Source organism: Kribbella sp. NPDC050281 (assembly GCF_040655855.1).
Classification (GTDB): Bacteria; Actinomycetota; Actinomycetes; order Propionibacteriales; family Kribbellaceae; genus Kribbella.
Genome location: NZ_JBFAKS010000041.1, coordinates 66,454 through 88,643, shown reverse-complemented (window position 1 = coordinate 88,643; position 22,190 = coordinate 66,454). Strand labels below are relative to the sequence as shown.

Genomic DNA, 22,190 nt, shown 5'->3' with positions numbered 1-22,190 from the left:
AGGACATCCTCGCTTACGGTCTGAAAGCGGCTCGGTACCGGGAGGGACTGAGGCCGAAGCAGGCTCGGAAGCGGCGGCTGGCGTGGCTCGGGTCGTGCCAGCCGACCATTGCCCCGACGGTCGAGACCGGCAGATCGGTCTCGATGAGCAGCCCGGCCGCTCGCTCGGCCCGGAGCCGGTTCAGGTAGGCCATCGGAGAGACGCCGGCCGTCCGCCCGAACAGCCGGACCAGGTAGCCGGGGGCGAGGTTCACCGCGGCGGCCAGCCGGTCCAGTGTCCACGGCTCGTCGATGCTTGCCTCCAGCAAACGCATCGCGTGCTGCACGGCCGGGTGCGCCAGGGTCGGCGGGCCGTCACTCGGGATCAGCGCGGCGGACAGCAGGCTGAAGATGTCGGCACCCAGATAGGCGTTGCGGACCACGAGACCGTCGCAGCCGGTGTACCCGTGCCAGTCGCCCGGCCGGAGGACGACGACCGAGTCGCGCTGCAGCGGGACCTCACCGGCGGCCGAGACGTGGGTCCCCCGCCCGGCGAGCACGACGGCGATCTCGAAGAACGCGTGGCTGTGCGGTGCGACATCGGCCACCAGTTCGAGCCGCTCACCGGCGACCGGAAGCCGCTGGTCCGGGAACACCTCACTGCTCAGGATCTGGTGCACCGCACGCCTCCCGGAGGTCAAGATCAGTCAAGCATCGGTCAATGGTTGCCTGTCGCCGCGCACGGATCCAGGCAAGGCTGGAAGACCTTCCCGCCAACGGATTTCAAGGAGTGGCCCGATGACCACGATCGACCCTACGGCACTCGCCGTCCTCGATGATGAGACCATTTCCGCCTATCGCCGCGACGGAGTGGTCCGGATCCGCAACATCATCGGTGCCGACGAGGCGGCCCGGTTCCGCGATGCCGCGGTCGCCGCCACTGCCGCGGCCGACGACTACTCGAAGGGGTCGGCGATCTTCAACCAGTACGTCAACGTCTGGCGGCAGGACGACGTACTGCGCGAGCTCACGCTCGATCCACGACTGGCCGCCGCGGCAACGGCGCTGGCCGGGGTGCCGTTGCGGATCTGGCACGACCAGGTTTTGATCAAACCGCCGCACAACGGCGCGGCCACCGAGTTCCACCAGGACGCGCCGTACTGGCCGCATGCGGGGTCGCGGCACTCGCTGTCCGCCTGGGTCGCGCTGGTCGATGTCCCGGTGGAGCGAGGGTGTATGACGTTCATCCCCGGCTCGCACGATCACCAGGACCTGCGCCGGCAGGACCTGGCCGATCGGGACGACATGTTCCGGGCCGCCCCCGACCTGCGCTGGGAGGAACGGCTGACCATCCCGTTGCGGGCCGGCGACTGCACCTTCCACAACGCCTACCTGGCCCACTCCGCGACCCCGAACCTGACCGACGATCCGCGGATCGCCCACGTCGCGATCTACGTCGACGCCGAGGCGACGTACTCCGGCGCCGGGCACGTGGTCACCGACGGGCTCGGGCTGACGGTCGGTGAACCGCTTGACCACGAACTGTTCCCGCGCGTCTGATCCTTCACGTCGTGACATAAGTTGTCACCGTGCCACTGCTGACTGACATCCGCCCCCTGAAGGAATCGCCGGACTTCCGCCGGTTGTGGGTCGGGTCGACGGTGTCGCAGCTCGGGACGCAGATGACCGCGGTGACGGTCTCGATCCAGGTGTACGCGCTGACCCGGTCGACGTTCGCGGTCGGGCTGGTCGGGTTGTGCGCGCTGGTGCCGTTGGTCGTGTTCGGGCTGTACGGCGGGGCGATGGCCGACGCGATCGACCGGCGGATGCTCGCGCTCGTCTCGTCGGCCGGGCTGTGGGTGCTCTCGATGATCCTGGTGCTGCAGTCGCAGCTGAACTGGGGCCAGGTGTGGATCCTGTACGCCGTCGTCGCCTGCCAGTCGGCGTGCTTCGCGGTGAACGGCCCGGCCCGATCCGCGATCATCCCGCGGCTGATCCGGCCCGAGCTGCTGCCGGCCGCGAACACGCTCAGCCAGGCCGCGTTCAACCTGGGCTTCACCGTCGGGCCGTTGCTCGGCGCGGCGGTGATCGCCTGGCACGGGTTCGCGGCGGCGTACCTGGTCGACGTGATCACGTTCACCGCGGCGCTCTACGCGCTGTTCCGGCTACCGGCCGTTCCGCCGACCGGGCTGGTCCGGCGGGCCGGTCTGCGGTCGGTGCTCGAGGGGTTCACGTTCCTCCGGGCCGCGCCGGCACTGCTGGCGACGTTCCTGGCGGACATCCTCGCGATGGTGTTCGCCCAGCCTCGTGCGCTGTTCCCGGCCGTGGCGGGCGCGTTCTTCGGCGGTGGCGTCCGTACCGTCGGCCTGCTGCAGGCGGCGCCGGCGATCGGCGCGCTGATCGGCGTGGTGTTCTCCGGCTGGGTGAGCCGGGTCCGAAGACAGGGAGTGGCGATCGTCGTCGCGATCACGGTCTACGCGGCGGCGGTCGGCCTGTTCGGGCTGTCCCGCACGATCTGGCTGGGCGTCGCGTTGCTCGCGTTGTCGGGGGCGGCCGACATGGTGAGTTCGGCGTACCGGAACACCGTGCTGCAGTCCGCCGCACCGGATGCCATGCGTGGCCGGCTGCAGGGTGTGTTTACCGTGGTCGTGGCCGGCGGACCGCGCCTGGGTGACTTCGTCGTGGGTACGTCGGCCTCCCTGACGACCCCGACCATCGCGCTGCTCGGCGGTGCGGCCGTCTGCATCGTCGGCCTGCTGATCCTGCTCGCCCGCAACCGCCCGTTCCGCGAGTACGACTCCCAGACCCGGGCGCTGAGCTGATCAGCCCCCGGTCACCAGCTTCTTCAGCACCGTCGGCCAGGAGTCGGCGTCAGGGTTGATCTCGCGCATCGGCTTGTCGTCGACGGTGACGACCTTGCGGTCGCCCAGTGGCTTCTTCAGCTTCACCGAACTCAGCGAGATCGCGTCCTCCGGCGGGCACGGCGTGTCCGAGTCGAGCAGGACCATCACCTTGTCCTCCTCCTCGACGACCTTCAGGTCCAGTGAGCAGCTGCTGCCCGAGCCGATCAGCAGATCCACGTCGTCGTAGCTGGGGCCGTTCTGCATCCACTTCAGGTACTTCGGGTGCTTCTTGTGGATCAGTTGGTAGGTCTCGATCGGCTGCGGCTTGGCCTCGAGCGGCTTGAAGCCGGTGGGGTCGCCGAAGAAGCTGCCGAAGATCTTGTTGATGCACGGGTCGCGGTCGGCTTTCCCGGGGATCGCGCCCCAGGCCTCGGCGGCCTTGTAGCAGCCGTTCCGCTCCCGGTTCAGCGAGATGTTGAACCCGATCAGAGCGACCACCCCGACCACCAGCAGGACGGCGAGCATGCGCCGCGACTTGACCTGCTGCGGGCCGAGGATCCCGGCCGCGCGCCGCGCCTCGGCCGGCTGCAGCGCTGGGTCCTGGGCCGGGTCCAGCGTTGGATCCTGGGCCGGATCCGGCTGCTCCGGGACCTGCCGGAACAGCGCCAGTACCGAGCTCGTCCACTGCGGATTGATCAGCGTCGGGATCGCGTAGAGCAGCGTCAGCCCGATCACGATGGCGATGGCGGGGAGGAGCGCCCAGTAATTTCGCACGGCAGCAAGATACGGGGCCATCGGGCCGCGCCCGAAAAACGGATACTCTTCGAACGTGCCCGCAGAGACCTCGCAGACGCTCGACCGGGGACTCACTGTCCTCGAACTGCTCGCGGACGCCCCGGACGGTCTGTCGATCACCGAGCTGGCCGCCGCATTGGGGGTCAGCCGGACCGTTGTCTACCGGTTGGTGAACACCCTCGAGCTGCATCGGCTCGTGCGGCGCGACTCCGAAGGACGAGCCCGGCTCGGCCTGGCCGTGCTGCACTACAGCCGTCGCGTTCAGCCCACGCTGCGTGACGCCGCGCTTCCGGTACTGCGCTCACTCGCCGAGGACACCGGCGCGACGGCGCACCTGACCGTCGCGGATGGCGATGAGGCGCTCGCGATCGCGGTGATCGAGCCGAGCTGGACCGACTACCACGTCTCCTACCGGATGGGGTCGCGGCACGCGCTCGATCAGGGTGCCGCCGGCAAGGCGATCCTGGCCGGTCGCCGGAAGCCGGATCCGGCCGGGCGGCCGTTCGTGGTCACCTCCGGCGAACTGCAGGCCGGTGCCCAGGGTGTGTCGTCGCCGGTCCTCGGCGTGCCCGGAGTGGAGGCCTCCATCGGGGTCGTCGTACTCGGCAAGCTCGACCGCGAATTCGTCGGCCCGCGCGTTGCGCGGGCCGCAGTCGAAGTAGCCAAGCGTCTGGCCTAGCTCTTGGTCGCCGCCTCGACCAGGGGCAGCACGCGGTGCGGGATCTGCTCGGCGAGGGCGATCACGGTGGATGCACGCTGGATGCCCTGGACGATCACCACCTGATCGATCACCCGCTGCAGGTCGGCGTTCGAGCGCGCGACGATCCGGCACCACAGGTCCTCGGCGCCGGTGATCGTGTGGACCTCGAGCACCTCCGGGATCCGCGCCAGTGCCGCCGCGACCGTCGTGTGCCCCGACCCCTGCTCGATCTGCAGTGTCGCGAACGCCGTGACCGGATAGCCGATCGCGGTCGTGTCGATGTCCGGGCCCCAGCCGCGGACGACGCCGTCGCGCTGCAACCGGTCGAGCCGCGCCTGCACCGTCCCGCGTGCGACCCCCAGCCGCCGCGACGCCTCGAGGACGCCGACCCGTGGTTCGGCCGCGAACAACCCGAGGATCCGGGCGTCCAGCGCATCGACCGACATACCGCGCCTCCCGTAGTGGTCAGACTGACCAAATGGTCCAGCAGTGATGCCAGCATACTGAACAACCTGCGCAGCGAACCAAGGATGTGTTGCGCAACCTGTGTCCTCACCACCAGGCTCGGGCCACGAACCCACCCTGGGAGGATCACGATGACCAGCACCGACCTCACCCCCGCAGAGCTCGACGCCGATCTCGACCTCGACCAGCTCAAGCAGCTCGTCGGCCTGGTGCCGTACGACGAGAGCACCGACCCGTTCCCGGTCACCGCGATGGACGCCGTGGTGTTCGTGGTCGGCAACGCGACCCAGACCGCGAAGTACTACCAGCTCGTCTTCGGGATGGACCTGGTCGCGTACTCCGGCCCCGAGACGGGCAACAAGGACAACAAGGAGTTCGTGCTCAAGGCCGGCTCGGCCCGCTTCGTCGTGAGCGGCGGCGTCAGCCCGAAGAGCACGCTGCTCGACCACCACCGCAAGCACGGCGACGGCGTGGCCGACATCGCGCTCGAGGTGCCCGACGTGGACAAGTGCATCGAGCACGCCCGCGCCCAGGGTGCCGTCGTACTCGAGGAACCGAACGACGTCACCGACGAGCACGGCACGATCCGCCGCGGTGCGATCGCGGCGTACGGCGACACCCGGCACACGCTGATCGACCGGAGCCGGTACGACGGTCCGTACCTGCCCGGGTTCGTTGCGGCGAGCACTCAGGTGACCCGGCCCGAGGGCCACCCGAAGCGGCTGTTCCAGGCCGTCGACCACGTCGTCGGCAACGTCGAGCTCGGCAAGATGGACGAGTGGGTCGGGTTCTACAACAAGGTGATGGGCTTCGTGAACATGGCGGAGTTCGTCGGCGACGACATCGCCACCGACTACTCCGCGCTGATGAGCAAGGTGGTCGCCAACGGCAACCACCGGGTCAAGTTCCCGCTGAACGAGCCGGCCGTCGCGAAGAAGAAGTCGCAGATCGACGAGTTCCTGGAGTTCTACGACGGCGCGGGCGCGCAGCACATCGCGCTGGCCACCAACGACATCCTGCGCACCGTGGACATCATGCGGGCCAACGGCGTCGAGTTCCTCAACACCCCGGACTCGTACTACTCCGACCCGGAGCTGCGGGCCCGGATCGGCGAGGTGCGGGTGCCGATCGAGGACCTGCAGTCGCGCGGCATCCTGGTCGACCGCGACGAGGACGGGTACCTGCTGCAGATCTTCACCGCACCGATCGGCGACCGGCCGACGGTGTTCTACGAACTGATCGAGCGGCACGGTTCGCTCGGCTTCGGCAAGGGCAACTTCAAGGCACTGTTCGAGGCGATCGAGCGCGAACAAGAGCGACGCGGCAACCTCTGATCGACGGCGGGGTCAGGGGATGCGCGGCGTCGGCCGCGCATCCCCTTCGCTGTCCGGTGCCGGTAAACCGGTTACCTGTGGGGTAAAGCTTGCCGGGAGCAACTGGATACGGCGTGTCGCCGTCCGATTACCGGAATGACTGTCGGGGCAGGGGCTGTTCGCGTAGTGTGCCCGATGAATGGGCGTCGGGGCGTTCGTTCAGGAAGGGTTTCGTCATGAAGACACTGAGCATTCTGCTCAGCACCGCGGGCCTGGCCGGAGTGGGTGCGATCGCCCTCGCCGCGACCCCGGCCCAGGCGGCCGAAGCCGCCACTTGCTCGGGTGCGAGGTCCATCTCGTCGGCGCCGATGTTGCGTGATCACAAGCCGCCCAGTTGGGGCACGGTCCGCCTGGTCCGGGACAGCTGTTACCAGTACTGGGCCGAGGTCACCATGGTGTCCAGGATGCCGGCCAACGCGAAGGCCAACGCCTACCTGGTCCAGTACGGCGGAGCCAACAGCGGCCGGGTGCTCAGCTGTGACAGCAGCGGCGGCAACGGCTCGGTGATCCAGGGCCAGCGCACCTGCCGCACACCCAAGGTCAAGGCCACCGCCGGCAGCATCACCTTCACCGCCATCGGCCGCGAGTACCACAACTACGGCGGCGGCTACGAAGAAATCTCCGAGAACGCCACCTCCCGCACCCGCTGACTCACGCTCGTCCAGAACTGGACACAGTTACTGGAGCGTCATGTCGGGGGGTGCTACTAGGCTCGCGGTATGAGTGACGTGGTGGAGTTGCTTGCGCAGGTGTTGCCGCGTGAGGCGTTGGTGACTGATCCGGATCGGATGGAGAGTTACCGGTACGACCGGGCGATGTTCTGCCCGGCGGGGATGCCGCTTGCCGTGGTGCTGGCGCGGGAGACGGCCCATGTGCAGGCGGCGGTGAAGATAGCGGCCGAGGCCGGGGTGCCGGTGGTGCCGCAGGGCGCGCGCTCCGGGCTGTCCGGGGCGGCGAACGCGCTGGACGGCTGCATCGTCATCTCGCTGGAGAAGATGGACAAGGTGCTGGCGATCGAGCCGATCGACCGGTACGTCGTCACCCAGCCCGGCGTGTACAACGCCGTACTGTCGCGTGCGGTCGCCGAGCACGGGCTGTTCTACCCGCCGGACCCGTCCAGCTGGGAGTTCTGCTCGATCGGCGGGAACCTGTCCACGAACTCGGGCGGCCTGTGCTGCGTGAAGTACGGCGTGACCACGGACTACGTGCTCGGCCTGGAGGTCGTGCTCGCGGACGGCCGGGTGCTGCGGACCGGCCGGAAGACCGTGAAGGGCGTGGCCGGGTACGACCTGGCCAAGCTGATCGTGGGCAGCGAGGGGACGCTCGGCATCATCACCGAGGCGACCCTGGCGCTGCGTCCGCAGGCGGCACAGCCGCGGACCATGGCCGCGTTGTTCGACTCCGGGCCCGCGGCGGGCGAGGCGATCCTCGAGATCATCCGCAGCGGCGTGTCGCTCAGCCTGCTGGAGATCATGGACCAGACCACGATCCGAGCGGTGAACGCGTACAAGCGGATGGACCTGCCCGAAGAGGCCGCGGCGATGCTGATCGCCCAGTCCGACGCGGGCGGGGAGGGCGGCGCGGCCGACGTCGCGATGGTGGCGAAGCTGTGCCGGGACAACGGTGCGATCGAGTGCATCGAGGCGGACGACCCGGCCGAGGGCGAGCTGCTGCTGGAGGCCCGGCGGGCGGCGCTGATCGCGCTCGACGAGCTCGGTACGACGATGATCGACGACGTCGCCGTCCCACGGTCGCGACTGGCCGAGTTCATCGGCCTGTGCGAGGACATCGCGAAGGACCTCGACATCACGATCGGCGTCCTCGGGCATGCCGGTGACGGCAACATGCACCCGACCGTGGTCTTCGACCAGACCGATCCGGCGCAGGCCGAGCGGGCGCAGCAGGCGTTCGACAAGGTCATGGAGGTCGGGCTCCAGCTCGGCGGCACGATCACCGGCGAGCACGGCGTCGGCGTACTGAAGCGGGCCTGGCTGGCCGAGGAGATCGGCCCGGTCGCGCTCGACGTACACCGGGCGATCAAGCAGGCGCTGGACCCGAAGAACATCCTGAACCCGGGCAAGGTCGTCGCAGAGTAGGGAACCGTTGCCGGGGCAGCGAACCGTGGGGCTGTGACTGAACCGCAATGGAACTGGTGGGGCCATTCGACGTCCATGGCCGTCGACTGTGACGTCCGGCCAGCACTATGGAAGGTAGTTGACTGAATCTCCCGGGGGAATCGATGAGGCAGGGTAGGAGGCGCCCTATGCGCATGTGGCGAACCGGGCGCTCCGCCTCGACGCCGCCCGGCGTGCTCCGCCGTACCGCGCTGCCTGCCGTCGCCGCCGTCGTCGCCCTGACCGCCCTGTCCGCCTGTGCGAACGGCAGCGGCCTGCGGGTCGAGGGAGCCGAGCCACCCCCGCCGAGCCCGACCCCGACTGTCGCCTTCGGCACCACCGGGCCGGCCCCGCGGAGCACCCCCGCAGCGGCCGTCGATCTGCGTCAGGTCCGGGTGAAACTGCTCGCGGACAAGGCCCTGCCGGCGTACTCGCGGAAGGTGCTCGCGAATTGCACCAAGATTGAGCGTTGCCTCAGCCTGGGTACGACCGTTGATGTTATGCACAGCGGTACGCCTCAGCAGATCGTCTTGATCCACACCGTGGACAAGTTCGTCTTCGGCTACTTCCTGATCGCGGTCGAGCCCTCGGGCCTGCGGTCGATCTGGAGCCAGAAGGTGGATCAGCCGACGATCACGGCCAGTCCGAAGGGTGACCTGGTGGTGGAGTCCGAGATCTTCACGATCGAAGACCCGCCCTGTTGCCCGTCCGGACGGCGGGTCGAGGTTTACCGTTGGGCCGGTCGGCAGATGACCAAGGTGAGCTCGACGGACCAGTAGGGAGACTGAACTTCGGTGGTACCGGAAGAACCGGCAGCGCGCATTCTCATGGTCGAGGACGACGCGGTGATCCGTGAGGCGACCCAACTGACCCTCGAACGCCACGGGTACGACGTGACCACGGCCGAGGACGGCCTGGAGGCGATCGAGCGCTTCGAGAAGATCCATCCGGACGTCGTGATGCTCGACATCATGCTGCCCGGCCTGGACGGGATCTCGGTGTGCCGCCGGATCCGGGAGAGCAGCACGGTCCCGATCGTGATGGTGTCCGCCCGTGGCGACGCGCTCGACGTCGTACTCGGGCTGGAGGCCGGCGCGGACGACTACGTGACCAAGCCCTTCGACACGCAGGTGCTGGTGGCTCGGCTGCGGGCGGTGATGCGGCGGGCGGTGTCCGACCCGGAGCGCCCGGCGCCGTCGGTCGGCTCCAGCGTGGAGTCGTTCGGCGACCTGGAGCTGGACCGGGAGGCGCTCGAGGTACGGCGGGGTGGGAGCACCGTCCAGCTCACGCCGACCGAGCTCAAGCTGCTGATCGAGTTCGCGAACAACCCGGGTGTGGTGCTCAGCCGGTCCACGCTGCTGCAGCGGGTCTGGGACTACGAGTGGGGTGGCGACGGCCGCCTGGTCGACGTCCACCTGCAGCGGTTGCGGACCAAGATCGGCGCGGACCGGATCGAGACGGTCCGCGGATTCGGGTACAAGCTGCGGGCCTGACGTGGGACTGCGCGGCAAGCTCGGTCTCATCTTCCTGCTGGTCTCCTCGCTCGCGATCCTGGTCCTCTGCGTCGCGGTCTACACCCAGGCACAGTCGGCCCGGCTGGACCGGACCCGCAGTTTCGCGGACGAGCGGATCCAGTTGGCGGCGCAGAGCTACGACCGCGACGAGGTCCCGGTGTTCGGGTCCAAGCTGGACGATCCCGAGCTGCCGCCGCAGTTGCGGGAGGCGGTGCTGGAGGGCAAGCGGGCGACCTTCAAGACCGGGTCGCCGAACGCGAAGATGTGGGCCGCGGTCGGAGTCAAGGACGGCAAGATCCTCTCGATCGTGCAGGACTACGACACCAGCGACGACTCGATGCAGGCTCTGCAGCAGGCGTTGGTCTTCGGCGGGATCGGAACGGTCGCGATGGTCGCCCTGGTCAGCGTGATCCTGGCCGGCAGCCTGTCGAAGCGGATCGTCGCGGTCGCGGGGACGGCGCGCCGGATCGCGGCCGGCGATCTGGACGCGTCAGCGGCCGACACGGTTGGCAAAGGCAAGGACGAGGTGCAGTCGCTGGCCACCGCGCTGGACACGATGGCGACGTCGCTGCGTGGCCAGCTGGAGGCCGAGCGCCGGTTCACCGCGGATGTCGCGCATGACCTGCGGACGCCGGTCACCGGCCTGACCACTGCAGCTGAGCTGCTGCCACCCGGTCGGCCGAGTGAGCTGGTCCGGGACCGGGCCAAGGTGCTGCGCCGGCTGGTCGAGGACCTGCTCGAGATCGCGCGGTTCGACTCCGGTGTGGAGCAGGCCGACCTCGAGCTGGTCGGGCTCGGGGCGTTCGTCGGCTCCGCGGTCGGCCGGCTGCGGATGCAGCAGGCGCTCGCGCCGGACAGTGTGATCGTCCGCCAGGTCGGACCGGACGAGACAGTCTCGACCGACTCGCGCCGGATCGAGCGGATCCTGGCCAACCTGATCGTCAACGGACTGCGGCACGGCCAGCCGCCGGTCGAGGTCACGGTCACCGGCCGGACTGTCGAGGTGGTTGACCACGGCAACGGTTACCCGGAGGAATTGATTGCCGAGGGCCCGCGCCGGTTCCGGTCCGGGATGGCCGAGCGTGGCGTCGGGCACGGCCTCGGCCTGACCATCGCGGCCGGCCACGCGAAGGTGCTCGGCGCCGAGCTGACCTTCGGGGCAGCGCCGGGTGGCGGTGCGCTTGCGCGATTGGTCCTCCCCGCGACTGAGACGCAGTCTTAACACAACTATTCCTGCTATCGCCGCGTCTCCTCTTGCGTCGGGCTCGCCCAAAGAAGCCCAATAAAACGAGGGGAAACCACAGTCATGCGTTCTCAGTTCGTACGTCGAACCGCCGCCGTCGTCGCGGGTGCCGCTCTGGCCGCCGGGGGTCTTGGTGTCGCCGGTGCCCTGCAGGCCAACGCGGTCGGCACGCACACCACCGCCGCGAGTGCCGCGGTTGCGGCCAAGTCGATCACGATGAAGTCGGACAAGGTGACCGCGAAGGCCTGGACCAAGGTCTCGTTCACCGGCAAGACCAGCGGGATCGCGCGCAACACCGTCGTCCAGGTGCAGCGGTTCGAGAACGGCAAGTGGGTCACCTTCCCGGCCATCACCAACGTCACCAGCAAGGCGACGTACTCGGTGTGGGTGAAGAGCGGCCGGGTCGGCGTGAACAAGTTCCGGGTCGTGTCCGCGAAGACGGCCAGCGCCTCGGTGAACGTGAACATCACCAAGTAGCAGGACCCGAGCGGCGCCACTTCCGACAGGGGCGGAAAGTGGCGCCGCTTACGTCTAGCGCGTGCCGTAGACGTTGAGTTCCGCGGCCGATCCGAAGACCGCGCCGTTGAGCGAGCTGGTCCCGACGAACTTCACGAACCGTCCCGGCGTCGCGGTGAAGTTCACCCGCTGCGCCGCGATCGAGTTCGGGAACTCGCCGGTCGCGACCAGCGTACCCCAGGTCTGCCCGTCGGTGCTGACGTAGATCTCGTAACCCTTGAACATCCCGTTCGTCCCACTCTGCCGAGGCAGGTAGCTGAACCCGTCCACCTGGTACGTCGTTCCGAGGTCGAGCGTGATGTGATGCGGGTACGTCGCCGGCGTAGGCACCTCCGACCAGGCGGAATGCCAGATGGTGCTGGGGTTTCCGTCCAGCGCCTCGGTGGCCGCGCCACCGGTGCCGACGTCCTCACTGCTGACGTCCGCCACCTTGATCCGCGACTGCGGCACGATGCCCGGCGGCAGCACAGTTGCCTCCGTCGCGCTCGTTGCACGACCGCCCGTTGCCGTCAGCACGTACTTTCCTTCCGGCGTCCCGGCCGGCGGAGTGACGTCCCAGCTGGTCGTCGCACTGGCGCCCGGGGCAACGGTCGCGTGGGTCGCCGGAGTCGCCGCGGTCACGGTCCAGCCGTCCGGTCCGGTCAGACCGAGCGTGATGTTGTTCGCGGCAACGACATCGTTGTTGGTGAACGTGGTGACGACCGTGTTCGCTTCGCCGGAGACGAGACCCGTCACGCCCGACACCGCGATCGACGTACAGTCGGCCGGCTCGGACGTCGTACCGAGATCGGTGACGGCGAAGTCGTCCATGATGAAGTCGGCCTGGTCGCCACCGTCGGACAGCTTGCGCAGGCCGACCCAGTAGTCGCCGCCGCAACCGGCGACGAACTCCTGGCTGAACGACGCCTTCGTCCGCTGCTCACCGATCGGCGTCGACTTGACCTCGACCGAGTCGGGCCGGTCGACTCCCTGCACCCACGCGTACTGACCGGCGCGGCCGCTGGCATAGTCGAAGCTGACCTCGTATTTGTGCCCGGGCTGGAAGTTCACCGTCGACGGCGTGGTCCGGTAGACGACGCCCTCGTTCTCCTCGTGCGACTTGAGCGACCACTCGTCGTCCAGGACGTCGTCGACGAGCTTGCCGTTCCAGCCGGCCTGCGTGTACGGCGCATGCTTGCGAGCCAGACTGGTCCGCGGGTCGGTGACGCCACCGGAATCGCCCTTCACGAACGGGCCCCAGCCCTGGTCGACGTTCTCGAAGTCGTCGACCAAGCCGGCACCCGGTCGCTTCGTCTCGACCACCCGGACGTCGTCGATCCGGACCTTGGCTGGTCCAGCGGCCGCACTGATGCCCAGCTCGGCGCTGTTGCCCCTGGCATCGAAGACGACGCGGACGCGTTGGTAGTAGGCGCCGTGCTTGTCGTCCGAGGCGACCATGTTCTGCGCTGTGGATCGAGTGATCGTGTTCTGCACGCCGTCGACCGTCAGGGTGGTCGGACGGGACTTGCCCGGTTCGATCTCGATCCAGCCTGACGCGCTGTAGGTACGGCCGGGGGAGAGGCCGGTGAGGCGCTGCTTCAGCGTCGACGACTTGGTGCCGAGTGACGCGACCTGCTGGCCGTTCTCGAGCATGTCGATCGTCGCGCCGCCGGTAGCGTTCCAGGCAGTGAGGTCGCCGGCATTGAAGCCCGGGTCCTTGAGGTGGGTGCCTTCACCCCAGTTCGCCGGGTGTGGCGCGGGTGCGCTGATCGGGTACAGCACGTACGGCTGACCCGCGACCGCGTCGAGCGTGACGGCTCCCCGTCGTACCGGGATGGTCGCGACCTTCACGCGTCCGGTGTCGGTCAGTTTGTAGACCGCGAAGGTTCCAGCTGAGAACGCCGAGGGAACCTTCCATGTGGTGCGGCCGCCGGCCGGGTTGTAGTGGTAGAGCTTCTTGTTGCCGTCCCAGGGGAGCAGGTACTTGTCGCCGTCGAGCACCTTGGCGTCGCCGGCGTACACGGTCCGCTTGCCGTTCTCGACCGCGCCGCGGACGCCGCCGGTGAAGGCGATGTCACTGCTGTTCCAGTCGGTGATCTTCTGCTGCTGGAGGAACTTGGCCGGCAGGTTCTTCTGCCAGATGTTGCGGTAGAACGCGTTCCAGTCGGTCTCGCCGGTCCAGCCCTCGAACTCGACCAGGCTGGACTGACCGAGGATCGGGTCGTTGTTCCAGACATCCTTCTCGTCGTTGCGGACGAACCGGATGATCTGGGAGTTCAGCCCCTTGTTGGTGGGGCCGCCGTAGTCGAGGTCGTTGGCCCAGTGCGACCACAGCGAGGTGCGCTCGTGCCGGTCGGCCCACTCGGTGGCGATCTGCCAGCCCTGGTCGGCGAGCTGCCGGGTCAGGCCGTCGGCGAGCCAGCCGGACTGGTAGTAGACGTCGATGTACAGCTCTTGCAGGTTCTTGTCGGTCTCGTCCCGCAGTTGCTGGAACCGCTTCACGATGTTGCCAGTGGCAAGGTCAGGGCGCTGCTTGATGTAGTAGCTCTGGTTCAGCCAGTTCCAGCCCTTGGAGTTCTTGTCCACGAGGTCCTCGTTGAACGCGTTCGCCTCCGGGTAGGACTCGGTCGCGTTCACATGGACGCCAAAGGCGGCGTTCCAGTCCTTGCCCTTCTTCAGCAGGGTGTTCAGGTCGGTCAGGCCGCCGGCGCGGGTGTTGTAGTTGCCGCCGTAGTCCGGGTGGGCCGAGTCGTGGCCCTCGGCGCCGTACCCCTTCAGCAGGGCCAGTTGGCCGAGTCCGTCGGTGGACAGCGAGATCCGCTTGACGTCGTCCAGGGTGCGCAGGAAGGGATGCGTTGCCTGGCTGGCGAAGTTGAACGGGATGTGCGTGACGACGCGGTCCTTGACCAGGTCGGCGCCCTTCGGCTCGGTCATGATCGAGCGGAACGCGATCGCGCCGTCCTGCCAGTCGACTGTCTTGTCCTTGTTCGCGTCCGGGGTGACCACGATCTTGGCCCACGGCAACGGTTCGGTGTACGGCGAGGTGTCGGCGCGGTAGGTCCACTGGCCGCTCCAGACGCCGACGCGGGTGCTGCCGTCGGTGGCCTTGCGGGCGCGATGCCAGAACCGGGCGCCGTCGTCGACGGACTGGCCGGACGGCTTGTCGTAGACGGAGTTCGTCTCGATCCCTGCGGCTAGGGCGCTGGTGTTCACGAACGCGTACGTCGCCCCGGTCGCGGACGGCTCGGCCGGGGTCGCGGCGGTGATCGGAGTGATCTTGTCCGCGGTCCGGGTGGAGTCCGGGTCGAGGGTGGTGAACGCGGTGGTCGCGCCGGCATCCGTGCTCGCGACGGAGATCAGGTCGTGGTCCGGGATGTCGATCGTGTGCACCCGGGTCGCCTCGGTGTCGCGGATGGCGTCGATCGCGAAGGTGGTGACGCGGCCGGCGAGGCTGAGGCTCGCGTCCAGCTCCACGCCGGGGAGTGCGTCGAAGGCGAGCTTGTACGACGCTCGGCCGCCGTCGACTGTGGGCGGCGCGGAGAGGTGCGCCGTACGGGCGACTCCGTCGATGGTGACGGTCGAGATGGCGTCCGGTTGACCGCCGAGGGTTTGGCCGGAGGCGTTGTCGACGTACCTGATCACCCGCGGGAAGTCGGCTCCGACGGTGACCGTCAAGTCGCTCGATCGGACGGTCGGATCGCCGGCGGCCTGCGCGCCCGCGGGCACGCTCAGGACGCCGGCGGCCATGGTGACGGCCAGCACACAGATCCCCACTGAACGTTTCATGCGGAGAAAGTTCGCACGCAACCGCTAGCTAGTCAAGAGAAACGAACAGTTATGAACAAGATCAGCCGTGCCTTCGGCTCGGCGGAGGGGGTGGGTGGAGGTTTAACCGGAGGTGATCGTGCCGGTCACTTCGCCTAGGCCGATGGTGGTGCCGGTGGGGGTGGTGGCTTGGGCGGTGATGGTTACCTGGTCGCCGTTCTCGAGGAAGGTGTGTTCCTTGCCGTCCACGAGGAGGGGCTCCCGGCCGCCCCAGCTCAGCTCGATGAAGGAGCCGCGCTGGTTCTTCTCGGGGCCGCTGACGGTGCCCGACGCGAACAGGTCGCCGGTGCGTAGGGAGGCGCCGTTCACGGTCAGGTGGGCGAGCATCTGAGCCGGCGACCAGTAGACGTCTTTGTACGGCGGACTGCTCACCAGTTGCCCATTCAGGAACACCTGGAAGGTGATGTCATAGTTCTTCAGGTTCTCGCCCGCCAGGTAGGGCAACACCGGCGGATCCTGCGGCGGCAGCGGTACGGCGGCCGACTCGAGCGCGTCGAGCGACACCACCCACGGCGAGATCGAGGTGGCGAAAGACTTCCCCAGGAACGGCCCGAGCGGGACGTACTCCCACGCCTGCAGATCCCGCGCGGACCAGTCGTTCACGAGTACGACGCCGTACACATGCTCCTCGAACGCGTCCACGGACACCGGCCGGCCCAGCTGAGAAGGCGCCCCGACGACGTACCCGAGCTCCACCTCGATGTCGAGCCGCTGCGACGGTCCGTACGTCGGCGTCGCCGCGTCCGGCGCCTTCCGCTGACCTGACGGCCGGACGATGTCGGTGCCGCTCGGTACGACGGTCCCGGCGCGGCCGTGGTAGCCGACCGGGAGGTGCTTCCAGTTCGGCAGCAGCGGTTCGGAGTCCGGCCGGAACAGCCGGCCGAGGTTGGTCGCGTGCTGCTCGGAGGCATAGAAGTCGACGTAGTCCGCGACCTCGAACGGCAGGTGCATGGTGACCGCCGACCGCGGGATCAGATGCGGTTCTACGGTGTCGCGATCATTGGCGTTGCGCACGAGTTCGAGCAGCCAGCCGCGCGTCGCGCGCCAGGCCGGGCGGCCGAGCGCGAGGAAGTCGTTCAGCGACGGCTGGGCGAACAGTTGTGAGCCGTCCAGCATCTGCGCGGACGCGACCGGCGCGAGATCGATGAGCTGGTCGCCGATCGCGGCGCCCACCCGCGGCTCCTCGTCACCGAGCCGGAACACGCCGAGCGGCAGGTTGTCCGGCCCGAACGGCGAATCCGCGGGGATGTCGATCCAGCTCACAGGCCCTCCCGCAGGCTCAGGGCGGTCAGGTCGCGGCGGGGCTCCTCGATGCTGCACGAGCCGAACGAGGAGAACCACCGGCGGGTCCCGGCCGCCTGTTGTTCGGACAACTCCCGCACGCGGGCGGCGAGGTGGCCGCCGTCACGAGAAGCCAGGACGGCGGCCACCTCGTCCAGCGAGGCCCCGTCGAGCGACGCGCGGGTGGCGAGCAGCACGTTCAGGAAGCCGTGATGCTCGAACCCGGTGTCCACAGCGGTATGCCGGACCGCGTTGTGCAGCCCGGCCGTGCACTTGAACGCGACCTCGCGATCCAGGCAGGCAGTGATGAACGCCGCGATCTGGCCCTCTGACGGGAACAACGAGGCATCGAGCCCGCCGGTCCGGAGCTTCGCCGCGTACCCCGCGTCGGCGACTACGTCGAGAGCGCGCTCCCACGCTCCGTCCAGGCCGATCTCGACGTACGCCGTCTCCTCGTCGAGGCAGTCGTCACAGGCCCGGACGACGCGCAGTGCGTTCCGGGACAGGTCGTCCTCGTTGCGCAGCCGGACCTCGATCGCGGTGACCTCGATGTCGGTGGACCGGTCGCCGTACCGGACCGCGGGCTCGATCCCACCGGCGCCGCCGGTGATCACCACCGCGACCCGCAACGGATCGGGGCCGGTGCGGGCGGCCTCGGCGGCCACCTTCATCAGATCCTCATCGGTGCACACGAAGGGCCCGACCAGATCGGCGTACGGCGCGGTGCGGTGGGCCCGGTGCGCCTCGACAGCCTCGGTCAGCGGCAGATCCCCGGGCGGGAACATCGCGGCGTCGTCGACCAGGTGCCGGAACAGGGCAGGGACGGTTGACATGACTCGAAGCCTAACGGATGCTTTCGGTAAGCGGACGCATGCGTTCGATTAACGTACACGGGAGCGGGAGAAATGACGTTCTACCGGCAGGTCGGGCAGGTTCCGCCGAAGCGGCACACGCAGTTCCGGAAACCGGACGGTGGGCTGTACTACGAGGAGCTGATGGGGGAGGAGGGGTTCTCGTCGGACTCGTCGCTGCTGTACCACGCCGGCGTACCGTCCGCGATCGTGGACTCGCAGGTGTGGGACCTGCCCGACCTGGCCACCGTCGCGAACCACCCGCTCACGCCCCGGCACCTGAAGCTGCACGACCTCTTCGCCGAAACCTCCAAGTCCAACGCCGTCGAGGATCGCCGGCTCGTGCTCGGCAACGGCGACGTCCGGATCTCGTACGTCGTCGCCGAGCAGCCGTCGCCGTACTACCGCAACGCCATCGGCGACGAGTGCGTGTACGTCGAGAAGGGCTCGGCGACCGTGGAGACGGTGTTCGGCGTGCTGAACGCGGTCGAGGGCGACTACGTGATCATCCCGCGGGCGACCACGCACCGCTGGCTGCCCGGGCCGGACGGGGTGCACGCGTACTGCATCGAGGCGAACAGCCACATCGCGCCACCGAAGCGCTACCTGTCGCGGTACGGGCAGTTCCTCGAGCACTCGCCGTACTGCGAACGCGATCTGCACGCGGCGGGCGAGCCGCTGGTGGTCGAGGACACGGACGTCGAGGTGCTGGTCAAGCACCGCGGCAGCGGCCCGGGCGGGATCGTTGGCAGCCGGATGACGTACGCGACGCATCCGTTCGACGTGGTCGGCTGGGACGGCTGCCTGTACCCGTACACGTTCAATGTCAGCGACTACGAGCCGATCACCGGGCGGATCCACCAGCCGCCACCGGTGCACCAGGTGTTCGAGGGCAACAACTTCGTGGTCTGCAACTTCGTGCCCCGCAAGGTCGACTACCACCCGCTGTCGGTGCCGGTGCCGTACTACCACTCGAACGTCGACTCCGACGAGGTGATGTTCTACTGCGGCGGCGACTACGAGGCCCGGAAGGGGTCGGGCATCGGCCTCGGCTCGATCTCACTGCACCCGGGTGGGTACGCGCACGGGCCGCAGCCGTCCGCGATCGAGGCGTCGCTCGGCGCGGAGCGGTTCGAGGAGCTCGCGGTGATGGTCGACACCTTCCGTCCGCTGGAGCTCGGCGAGGGCGGTACGGCGGTGGACGACGGCGTCTACGCCTGGAGCTGGGCGGGCCGCCGTAAGTCCTGACGACCCGTGTCGGCGGCCTGCGGACCGCCGGGATGGGATTGTTGGGGCATGAGCCAGCACGGGGAGGATGCGCAGTTCGTCGTCGGCATCGATCGCCAGGCGGTGCTGGAACGGCGTGAGGTGATCCGCAAGCAGCAGCGCCACGGTGCCTGGGTGACGCTGGCGATCGGTGCTCTCGGCATCCTTGCCGCGCTGGTCGCGCTGATCGCCTTCCGTGGCTCGGGTCTGTGGCCGTTCGCGCTGCTGTTGATCCTGGCCATGATCCCGCTCGTGCTGAGCACCGTTCTCGCGCTCCGGCTGATCGCCGAACGGCAACGCTGGTACGCCGCCAACGACGTGCAGCCGATCGCGATGCGGATGACTCCTCGCGCGCTCGAGCTGGCCTGCGAAGGAGCGTCGTACCCGGTGGTGCTGCCGTGGGCGACGGTGCGTGGCTTCCGGCAGGAGAAGTTGTTCGGGCAGTACACGCTCGAGCTCGACCTTGCGCCGGGCGTCGGTGCCACGACGGCCGGCGTCCGCGGGCTGGACCAGCCGTCGGTGCGGACCGTGGTCAAGCCGAACCCACTACTCCGGCCGACCGGTTTGTTCCTGGTCAAGGCCCTGGATCAGCCGGTGCACGTGATCGACCAGGCCCTCCAGCACTTCTCCGGCGGCACCACCAGAGTCAGCCGCTCCAACTAGCAGGGCAATGAGCGGTAGGTGTAGCCCGCGCGGGTCAGCTTGGTGAGAGCTCGGTCCAGGGCGGTGACGGTCTCGGAGCGGTTGCCGCCGCCGTCGTGCATCAGGATGATGGCGCCCGGCCGCGCACCGGCCAGCAGCGCGTGCTCGATCCTCGCGACGCCCGGCTTGGTCCAGTCCTTGGTGTCCACATCCCACAGCACCTGGCGCTGGTGCACCGCCGCTGCAGTCGCCTCGATCTTGGCGTTCGTGGCCCCGGTCGGCGGACGGAGGCACTTCGACTTCACCCCGGACGTGATCTCCTGCCGCATCTTCGCGTCCGGCAGCAGGGTCAGGGTCTTGTGGTCCCAGGTGTGGTTGCCGACGTGATGACCGGCCGCGCGTTCGAGCGTGACCAGCTCGGGAAACTGCGCGACCTGGATGCCGAGCACGAAGAAGGTCGCCTTCGCCTTGTGCTTGCGCAGTACCTGCAGGACCTTCGGCGTCCACTCGGGCTGCGGGCCGTCGTCGAAGGTCAGGTAGAGCACCTTGCCCTGACCGGTCAGGTTCCAGTCGTCGGCCGGCACCGTGGTCCGCTGCTGCTGCCGCGACTGGTGCTTCTTCGGCCCGGGCTGGCTCGGCGGATGCGTCGGCCGCGCCTTGACCGGGACGTTCAGCGGTGCGTGCGCGGCCGTCTGGACGGCAGGCGCGGCACTGGTGACCGATTGGTCGGATGGTTTGGCGGCTTGGGCGAGGACGGCACCGCAGAGGAGGGCGGCGACCAACGGCAGGAGCTTGCCGGGCGGCTTGGTCATGTCCGGCATCTTCTCGTGCGCCAGGTTCAGCCCGAAATCGGGTCGCGGCGTGTCGCCGTATCGTGTGCCCCGGGCCGGAGACCCCGGCGGCGGCGAGACTGCCGGCACAACCTACGCGTGAGGCGGATGATGACGGACAACGGCGAGCGGACCACGATGACGAGGCGAACGGTGATCGGAGGCGCCGCGGCGCTGGCGGCGGCCGGGTTCCAGGCGGTACCGGCGTACGCGGGTCACGATGCCGGGCACGGTTCCACGACGGTCCGGCTGACCGTGATGGGCACGACCGACCTACACGGCAACGTCTTCAACTGGGACTACTTCAAGAACGCCGAGTACGACGATGCCGCGCACAACGACATCGGCCTGGCCAAGATCTCCACCCTGGTCACCGCTGTCCGGGAAAGCGTCGCCGCGGAGCGCCGAGCACCGCAGCCGCTGCTGCTGGACGCCGGTGACACCATCCAGGGCACCCCGCTGGCCTACTACTTCGCCAAGATCGAGCCCATCACCGGTGGGCACATCCACCCGATGGCCGCCGCGATGAACCAGATCGGGTACGACGCCGCCGCGCTGGGCAATCACGAGTTCAACTACGGCCTCGACATCCTGCGCAAGTTCCAGCGGCAGCTGCGGTTCCCGCTGCTCGGGGCGAACGCCCAGGACTGGACCACGGGCCTGCCGGTGTTCCCGCCGTACGTGCTGAAGCGGGTGCACGTGCCGGGCGAGAAGCCGATCACGGTCGGCATCCTCGGCCTGACCAACCCCGGCATCGCGATCTGGGACAAGGCGAACGTCGAGAACAAGGTCAAGTTCGGCGGCATCGTCGAGCTGGCGAAGGTCTGGGTGCCGCGCGTCCGCAAGGCCGGCGCCGACGTGGTGATCGTGTCCGCGCACTCCGGCATGGACCTGTCCTCGTCGTACGGCGACGCCCTGCCGGTGCCGGAGAACGCGTCGGCCCTGATGGCGGAGACGGTTCCGGGCATCGACGCCGTACTGGTCGGCCACGCGCATCTGGAGATCCCCGAGCGGATGGTGACGAACACGACGACCGGCGAGCAGGTCGTGCTGAGCGAGCCGCTGAAGTGGGGCATGCGGCTGTCGCTGTTCGACCTGGACCTGCAGAAGGTGCGCGGCCGCTGGAAGGTCGTCGGCCGGCACAGCCAGGTGCTGAACGCGAACACCGTGGACGCCGACCCGACGGTGGTCGCCGTACTGCAGAAGGACCACGACAAGGTCATCGAGTACGTGAACTCGAAGATCGGGACCTGCAAGGAGGCGATGTCGGCCGCGACCGCGCCGTGGGAGGACACCGCGGCCCTGGACTTCGTGAACTTCATCCAGGCCGACGCGGTGTCGAAGGCGCTCGTCGGTACGCCGCAGGCGGACCTGCCGGTGCTGGCGATCGCGGCTCCGTTCAACCGGGAGGCCGCCATCCCGGCCGGTGACGTGTCGGTGCGGGACGTGGCCGGGCTCTACATCTTCGACAACACGCTGCTCGCGGTGACGATGACCGGTGCCCAGGTCCAGGCCTACCTCGAGTTCTCCGCGCAGTACTTCAAGCAGGTGACCGGCACCGGTCCGTTCCCGTCCGACCAGGTCACCAACGCGCCGACCCCGACCGCGCCGGGCGGGACTCCGGACTACAACTACGACGTGATGGGCGGCCTGACGAAGCCGCTCACGTACAAGATCGACATCGCGAAGCCGGTCGGCTCCCGGATCACCGACCTCGCGTACGACGGCACCGCGGTGGCCGCCGACCAGGAGTTCGTTGTCGCGGTCAACAACTACCGGCAGTCCGGCGGCGGCAACTTCCCGCACGTCTCGACCGCGCCGGTCGTCTACAACCGCCAGGTCGAGATCCGCCAGTTGATGATCGACTACGTGACCTCGACCGGCACCGTCGACCCGGCCACCTTCCACACCACCGACTGGTCCCTGACCTCGAACGGCGCCCCGATCGTGGTCACCGCCTGACGTCCGGTTTTCG

20 protein-coding genes are annotated in these 22,190 nt (G+C 68.5%); 13 read left to right on the top strand and 7 right to left on the bottom strand.

Going from position 1 to position 22,190, the window contains the following annotated elements; translation table 11 throughout:
• Nucleotides 1–13: 13 nt before the first annotated feature.
• Nucleotides 14–658: an AraC family transcriptional regulator gene (locus tag AB0I34_RS34680; RefSeq protein ID WP_360453419.1), complete on the bottom strand. Its 645-nt coding sequence runs from the start codon at nt 656–658 to the stop codon at nt 14–16.
• Between the two features lie 118 nt (nt 659–776).
• Here AB0I34_RS34680 and AB0I34_RS34675 point away from each other — a divergent pair, with 118 nt between their 5' ends.
• Nucleotides 777–1,538: a phytanoyl-CoA dioxygenase family protein gene (locus tag AB0I34_RS34675; protein ID WP_360453416.1), complete on the top strand. Its 762-nt coding sequence runs from the start codon at nt 777–779 to the stop codon at nt 1,536–1,538.
• Between the two features lie 29 nt (nt 1,539–1,567).
• Nucleotides 1,568–2,800, top strand: a complete 1,233-nt coding sequence (locus tag AB0I34_RS34670; protein WP_360453413.1) for an MFS transporter — start codon at nt 1,568–1,570, stop codon at nt 2,798–2,800.
• Here AB0I34_RS34670 and AB0I34_RS34665 read toward each other — a convergent pair whose 3' ends face one another.
• Entirely contained in the window at nt 2,801–3,595 is a 795-nt protein-coding gene (locus AB0I34_RS34665; protein ID WP_360453410.1) for a hypothetical protein, read from the bottom strand.
• Nucleotides 3,596–3,650: 55 nt separating this feature from the next.
• On the opposite strand from AB0I34_RS34665, the gene AB0I34_RS34660 reads away from it, so the two are divergent.
• The gene (locus AB0I34_RS34660; RefSeq protein WP_360453407.1) at nt 3,651–4,295 is read left to right on the top strand and encodes a helix-turn-helix domain-containing protein; all 645 of its coding nucleotides are present in this window, start codon (nt 3,651–3,653) and stop codon (nt 4,293–4,295) included.
• On the opposite strand, the gene AB0I34_RS34655 is transcribed toward AB0I34_RS34660, so the two are convergent.
• Nucleotides 4,292–4,762: an Lrp/AsnC family transcriptional regulator gene (locus tag AB0I34_RS34655; RefSeq protein WP_360453405.1), complete on the bottom strand. Its 471-nt coding sequence runs from the start codon at nt 4,760–4,762 to the stop codon at nt 4,292–4,294. The genes AB0I34_RS34660 and AB0I34_RS34655 overlap by 4 nt on opposite strands.
• A 150-nt stretch (nt 4,763–4,912) precedes the next feature.
• Between AB0I34_RS34655 and hppD the strand changes: the two genes are divergently transcribed.
• From hppD to AB0I34_RS34620, 7 genes are all read left to right on the top strand, one after another.
• Nucleotides 4,913–6,115 carry a 4-hydroxyphenylpyruvate dioxygenase gene (hppD, locus tag AB0I34_RS34650; RefSeq protein ID WP_360453402.1) on the top strand — a complete coding sequence of 401 codons (1,203 nt, stop codon included), beginning with the start codon at nt 4,913–4,915 and terminating at the stop codon, nt 6,113–6,115.
• A gap of 215 nt (nt 6,116–6,330) precedes the next feature.
• Nucleotides 6,331–6,804 carry a hypothetical protein gene (locus AB0I34_RS34645; protein WP_360453399.1) on the top strand — a complete coding sequence of 158 codons (474 nt, stop codon included), beginning with the start codon at nt 6,331–6,333 and terminating at the stop codon, nt 6,802–6,804.
• A gap of 69 nt (nt 6,805–6,873) precedes the next feature.
• Nucleotides 6,874–8,250 carry an FAD-linked oxidase C-terminal domain-containing protein gene (locus AB0I34_RS34640; RefSeq protein WP_360453396.1) on the top strand — a complete coding sequence of 459 codons (1,377 nt, stop codon included), beginning with the start codon at nt 6,874–6,876 and terminating at the stop codon, nt 8,248–8,250.
• Between the two features lie 167 nt (nt 8,251–8,417).
• Nucleotides 8,418–9,047 (top strand): hypothetical protein, encoded by a 630-nt coding sequence (locus AB0I34_RS34635; RefSeq protein WP_360453393.1) that lies wholly within the window; start codon nt 8,418–8,420, stop codon nt 9,045–9,047.
• Between the two features lie 48 nt (nt 9,048–9,095).
• Complete coding sequence (gene cseB / locus AB0I34_RS34630; protein WP_360453390.1) at nt 9,096–9,761, top strand: two-component system response regulator CseB; 666 nt, start codon at nt 9,096–9,098, stop codon at nt 9,759–9,761.
• 1 nt (nt 9,762) lies between these two features.
• On the top strand, nt 9,763–11,004 hold the full coding sequence (locus AB0I34_RS34625) for a HAMP domain-containing sensor histidine kinase (protein WP_360453387.1): 1,242 nt from the start codon (nt 9,763–9,765) through the stop codon (nt 11,002–11,004).
• An 84-nt stretch (nt 11,005–11,088) separates the two neighbouring features.
• Entirely contained in the window at nt 11,089–11,502 is a 414-nt protein-coding gene (locus AB0I34_RS34620) for a hypothetical protein (protein ID WP_360453384.1), read from the top strand.
• Between the two features lie 54 nt (nt 11,503–11,556).
• On the opposite strand, the gene AB0I34_RS34615 is transcribed toward AB0I34_RS34620, so the two are convergent.
• The 3 genes from AB0I34_RS34615 to AB0I34_RS34605 all read right to left on the bottom strand — a co-directional run bounded on the left by AB0I34_RS34615 (nt 11,557) and on the right by AB0I34_RS34605 (nt 17,459).
• Nucleotides 11,557–15,306, bottom strand: a complete 3,750-nt coding sequence (locus AB0I34_RS34615; RefSeq protein WP_360453381.1) for an endo-alpha-N-acetylgalactosaminidase family protein — start codon at nt 15,304–15,306, stop codon at nt 11,557–11,559.
• 102 nt (nt 15,307–15,408) lie between these two features.
• Nucleotides 15,409–16,608, bottom strand: a complete 1,200-nt coding sequence (gene fahA / locus AB0I34_RS34610; RefSeq protein WP_360453378.1) for a fumarylacetoacetase — start codon at nt 16,606–16,608, stop codon at nt 15,409–15,411.
• The gene (locus tag AB0I34_RS34605; protein ID WP_360453375.1) at nt 16,605–17,459 is read right to left on the bottom strand and encodes a hypothetical protein; all 855 of its coding nucleotides are present in this window, start codon (nt 17,457–17,459) and stop codon (nt 16,605–16,607) included. The genes fahA and AB0I34_RS34605 overlap by 4 nt, the downstream gene beginning before the upstream one ends.
• 72 nt (nt 17,460–17,531) lie before the next feature.
• On the opposite strand from AB0I34_RS34605, the gene AB0I34_RS34600 reads away from it, so the two are divergent.
• Both AB0I34_RS34600 and AB0I34_RS34595 read left to right on the top strand, forming a co-directional pair.
• Complete coding sequence (locus tag AB0I34_RS34600; protein WP_360453372.1) at nt 17,532–18,725, top strand: homogentisate 1,2-dioxygenase domain-containing protein; 1,194 nt, start codon at nt 17,532–17,534, stop codon at nt 18,723–18,725.
• A gap of 48 nt (nt 18,726–18,773) precedes the next feature.
• Nucleotides 18,774–19,406: a hypothetical protein gene (locus AB0I34_RS34595; RefSeq protein ID WP_360453369.1), complete on the top strand. Its 633-nt coding sequence runs from the start codon at nt 18,774–18,776 to the stop codon at nt 19,404–19,406.
• Here the strand turns inward: AB0I34_RS34595 and AB0I34_RS34590 are convergent.
• Entirely contained in the window at nt 19,403–20,197 is a 795-nt protein-coding gene (locus AB0I34_RS34590) for a polysaccharide deacetylase family protein (protein ID WP_360453366.1), read from the bottom strand. The two genes, AB0I34_RS34595 and AB0I34_RS34590, sit on opposite strands and share 4 nt — an antisense overlap.
• A 126-nt stretch (nt 20,198–20,323) precedes the next feature.
• Here AB0I34_RS34590 and AB0I34_RS34585 point away from each other — a divergent pair, with 126 nt between their 5' ends.
• Nucleotides 20,324–22,177: a 5'-nucleotidase C-terminal domain-containing protein gene (locus tag AB0I34_RS34585; RefSeq protein WP_360453443.1), complete on the top strand. Its 1,854-nt coding sequence runs from the start codon at nt 20,324–20,326 to the stop codon at nt 22,175–22,177.
• The last annotated feature ends 13 nt before the right edge of the window (nt 22,178–22,190 follow it).

Bases quoted from the DNA above. Each gene is read 5' to 3' on its own strand.
- AB0I34_RS34675 (WP_360453416.1), top strand. From the start codon at position 777: ATGACCACGATCGACCCTACGGCACTCGCCGTCCTCGATGATGAGACC.
- AB0I34_RS34590 (WP_360453366.1), bottom strand. From the start codon at position 20,197: ATGACCAAGCCGCCCGGCAAGCTCCTGCCGTTGGTCGCCGCCCTCCTC.
- AB0I34_RS34635 (WP_360453393.1), top strand. From the start codon at position 8,418: ATGCGCATGTGGCGAACCGGGCGCTCCGCCTCGACGCCGCCCGGCGTG.
- AB0I34_RS34595 (WP_360453369.1), top strand. From the start codon at position 18,774: ATGAGCCAGCACGGGGAGGATGCGCAGTTCGTCGTCGGCATCGATCGC.
- AB0I34_RS34645 (WP_360453399.1), top strand. From the start codon at position 6,331: ATGAAGACACTGAGCATTCTGCTCAGCACCGCGGGCCTGGCCGGAGTG.
- AB0I34_RS34620 (WP_360453384.1), top strand. From the start codon at position 11,089: ATGCGTTCTCAGTTCGTACGTCGAACCGCCGCCGTCGTCGCGGGTGCC.
- AB0I34_RS34585 (WP_360453443.1), top strand. From the start codon at position 20,324: ATGATGACGGACAACGGCGAGCGGACCACGATGACGAGGCGAACGGTG.
- AB0I34_RS34640 (WP_360453396.1), top strand. From the start codon at position 6,874: ATGAGTGACGTGGTGGAGTTGCTTGCGCAGGTGTTGCCGCGTGAGGCG.
- AB0I34_RS34605 (WP_360453375.1), bottom strand. From the start codon at position 17,459: ATGTCAACCGTCCCTGCCCTGTTCCGGCACCTGGTCGACGACGCCGCG.
- AB0I34_RS34600 (WP_360453372.1), top strand. From the start codon at position 17,532: ATGACGTTCTACCGGCAGGTCGGGCAGGTTCCGCCGAAGCGGCACACG.
- cseB (WP_360453390.1), top strand. From the start codon at position 9,096: ATGGTCGAGGACGACGCGGTGATCCGTGAGGCGACCCAACTGACCCTC.
- AB0I34_RS34655 (WP_360453405.1), bottom strand. From the start codon at position 4,762: ATGTCGGTCGATGCGCTGGACGCCCGGATCCTCGGGTTGTTCGCGGCC.
- AB0I34_RS34615 (WP_360453381.1), bottom strand. From the start codon at position 15,306: ATGAAACGTTCAGTGGGGATCTGTGTGCTGGCCGTCACCATGGCCGCC.
- hppD (WP_360453402.1), top strand. From the start codon at position 4,913: ATGACCAGCACCGACCTCACCCCCGCAGAGCTCGACGCCGATCTCGAC.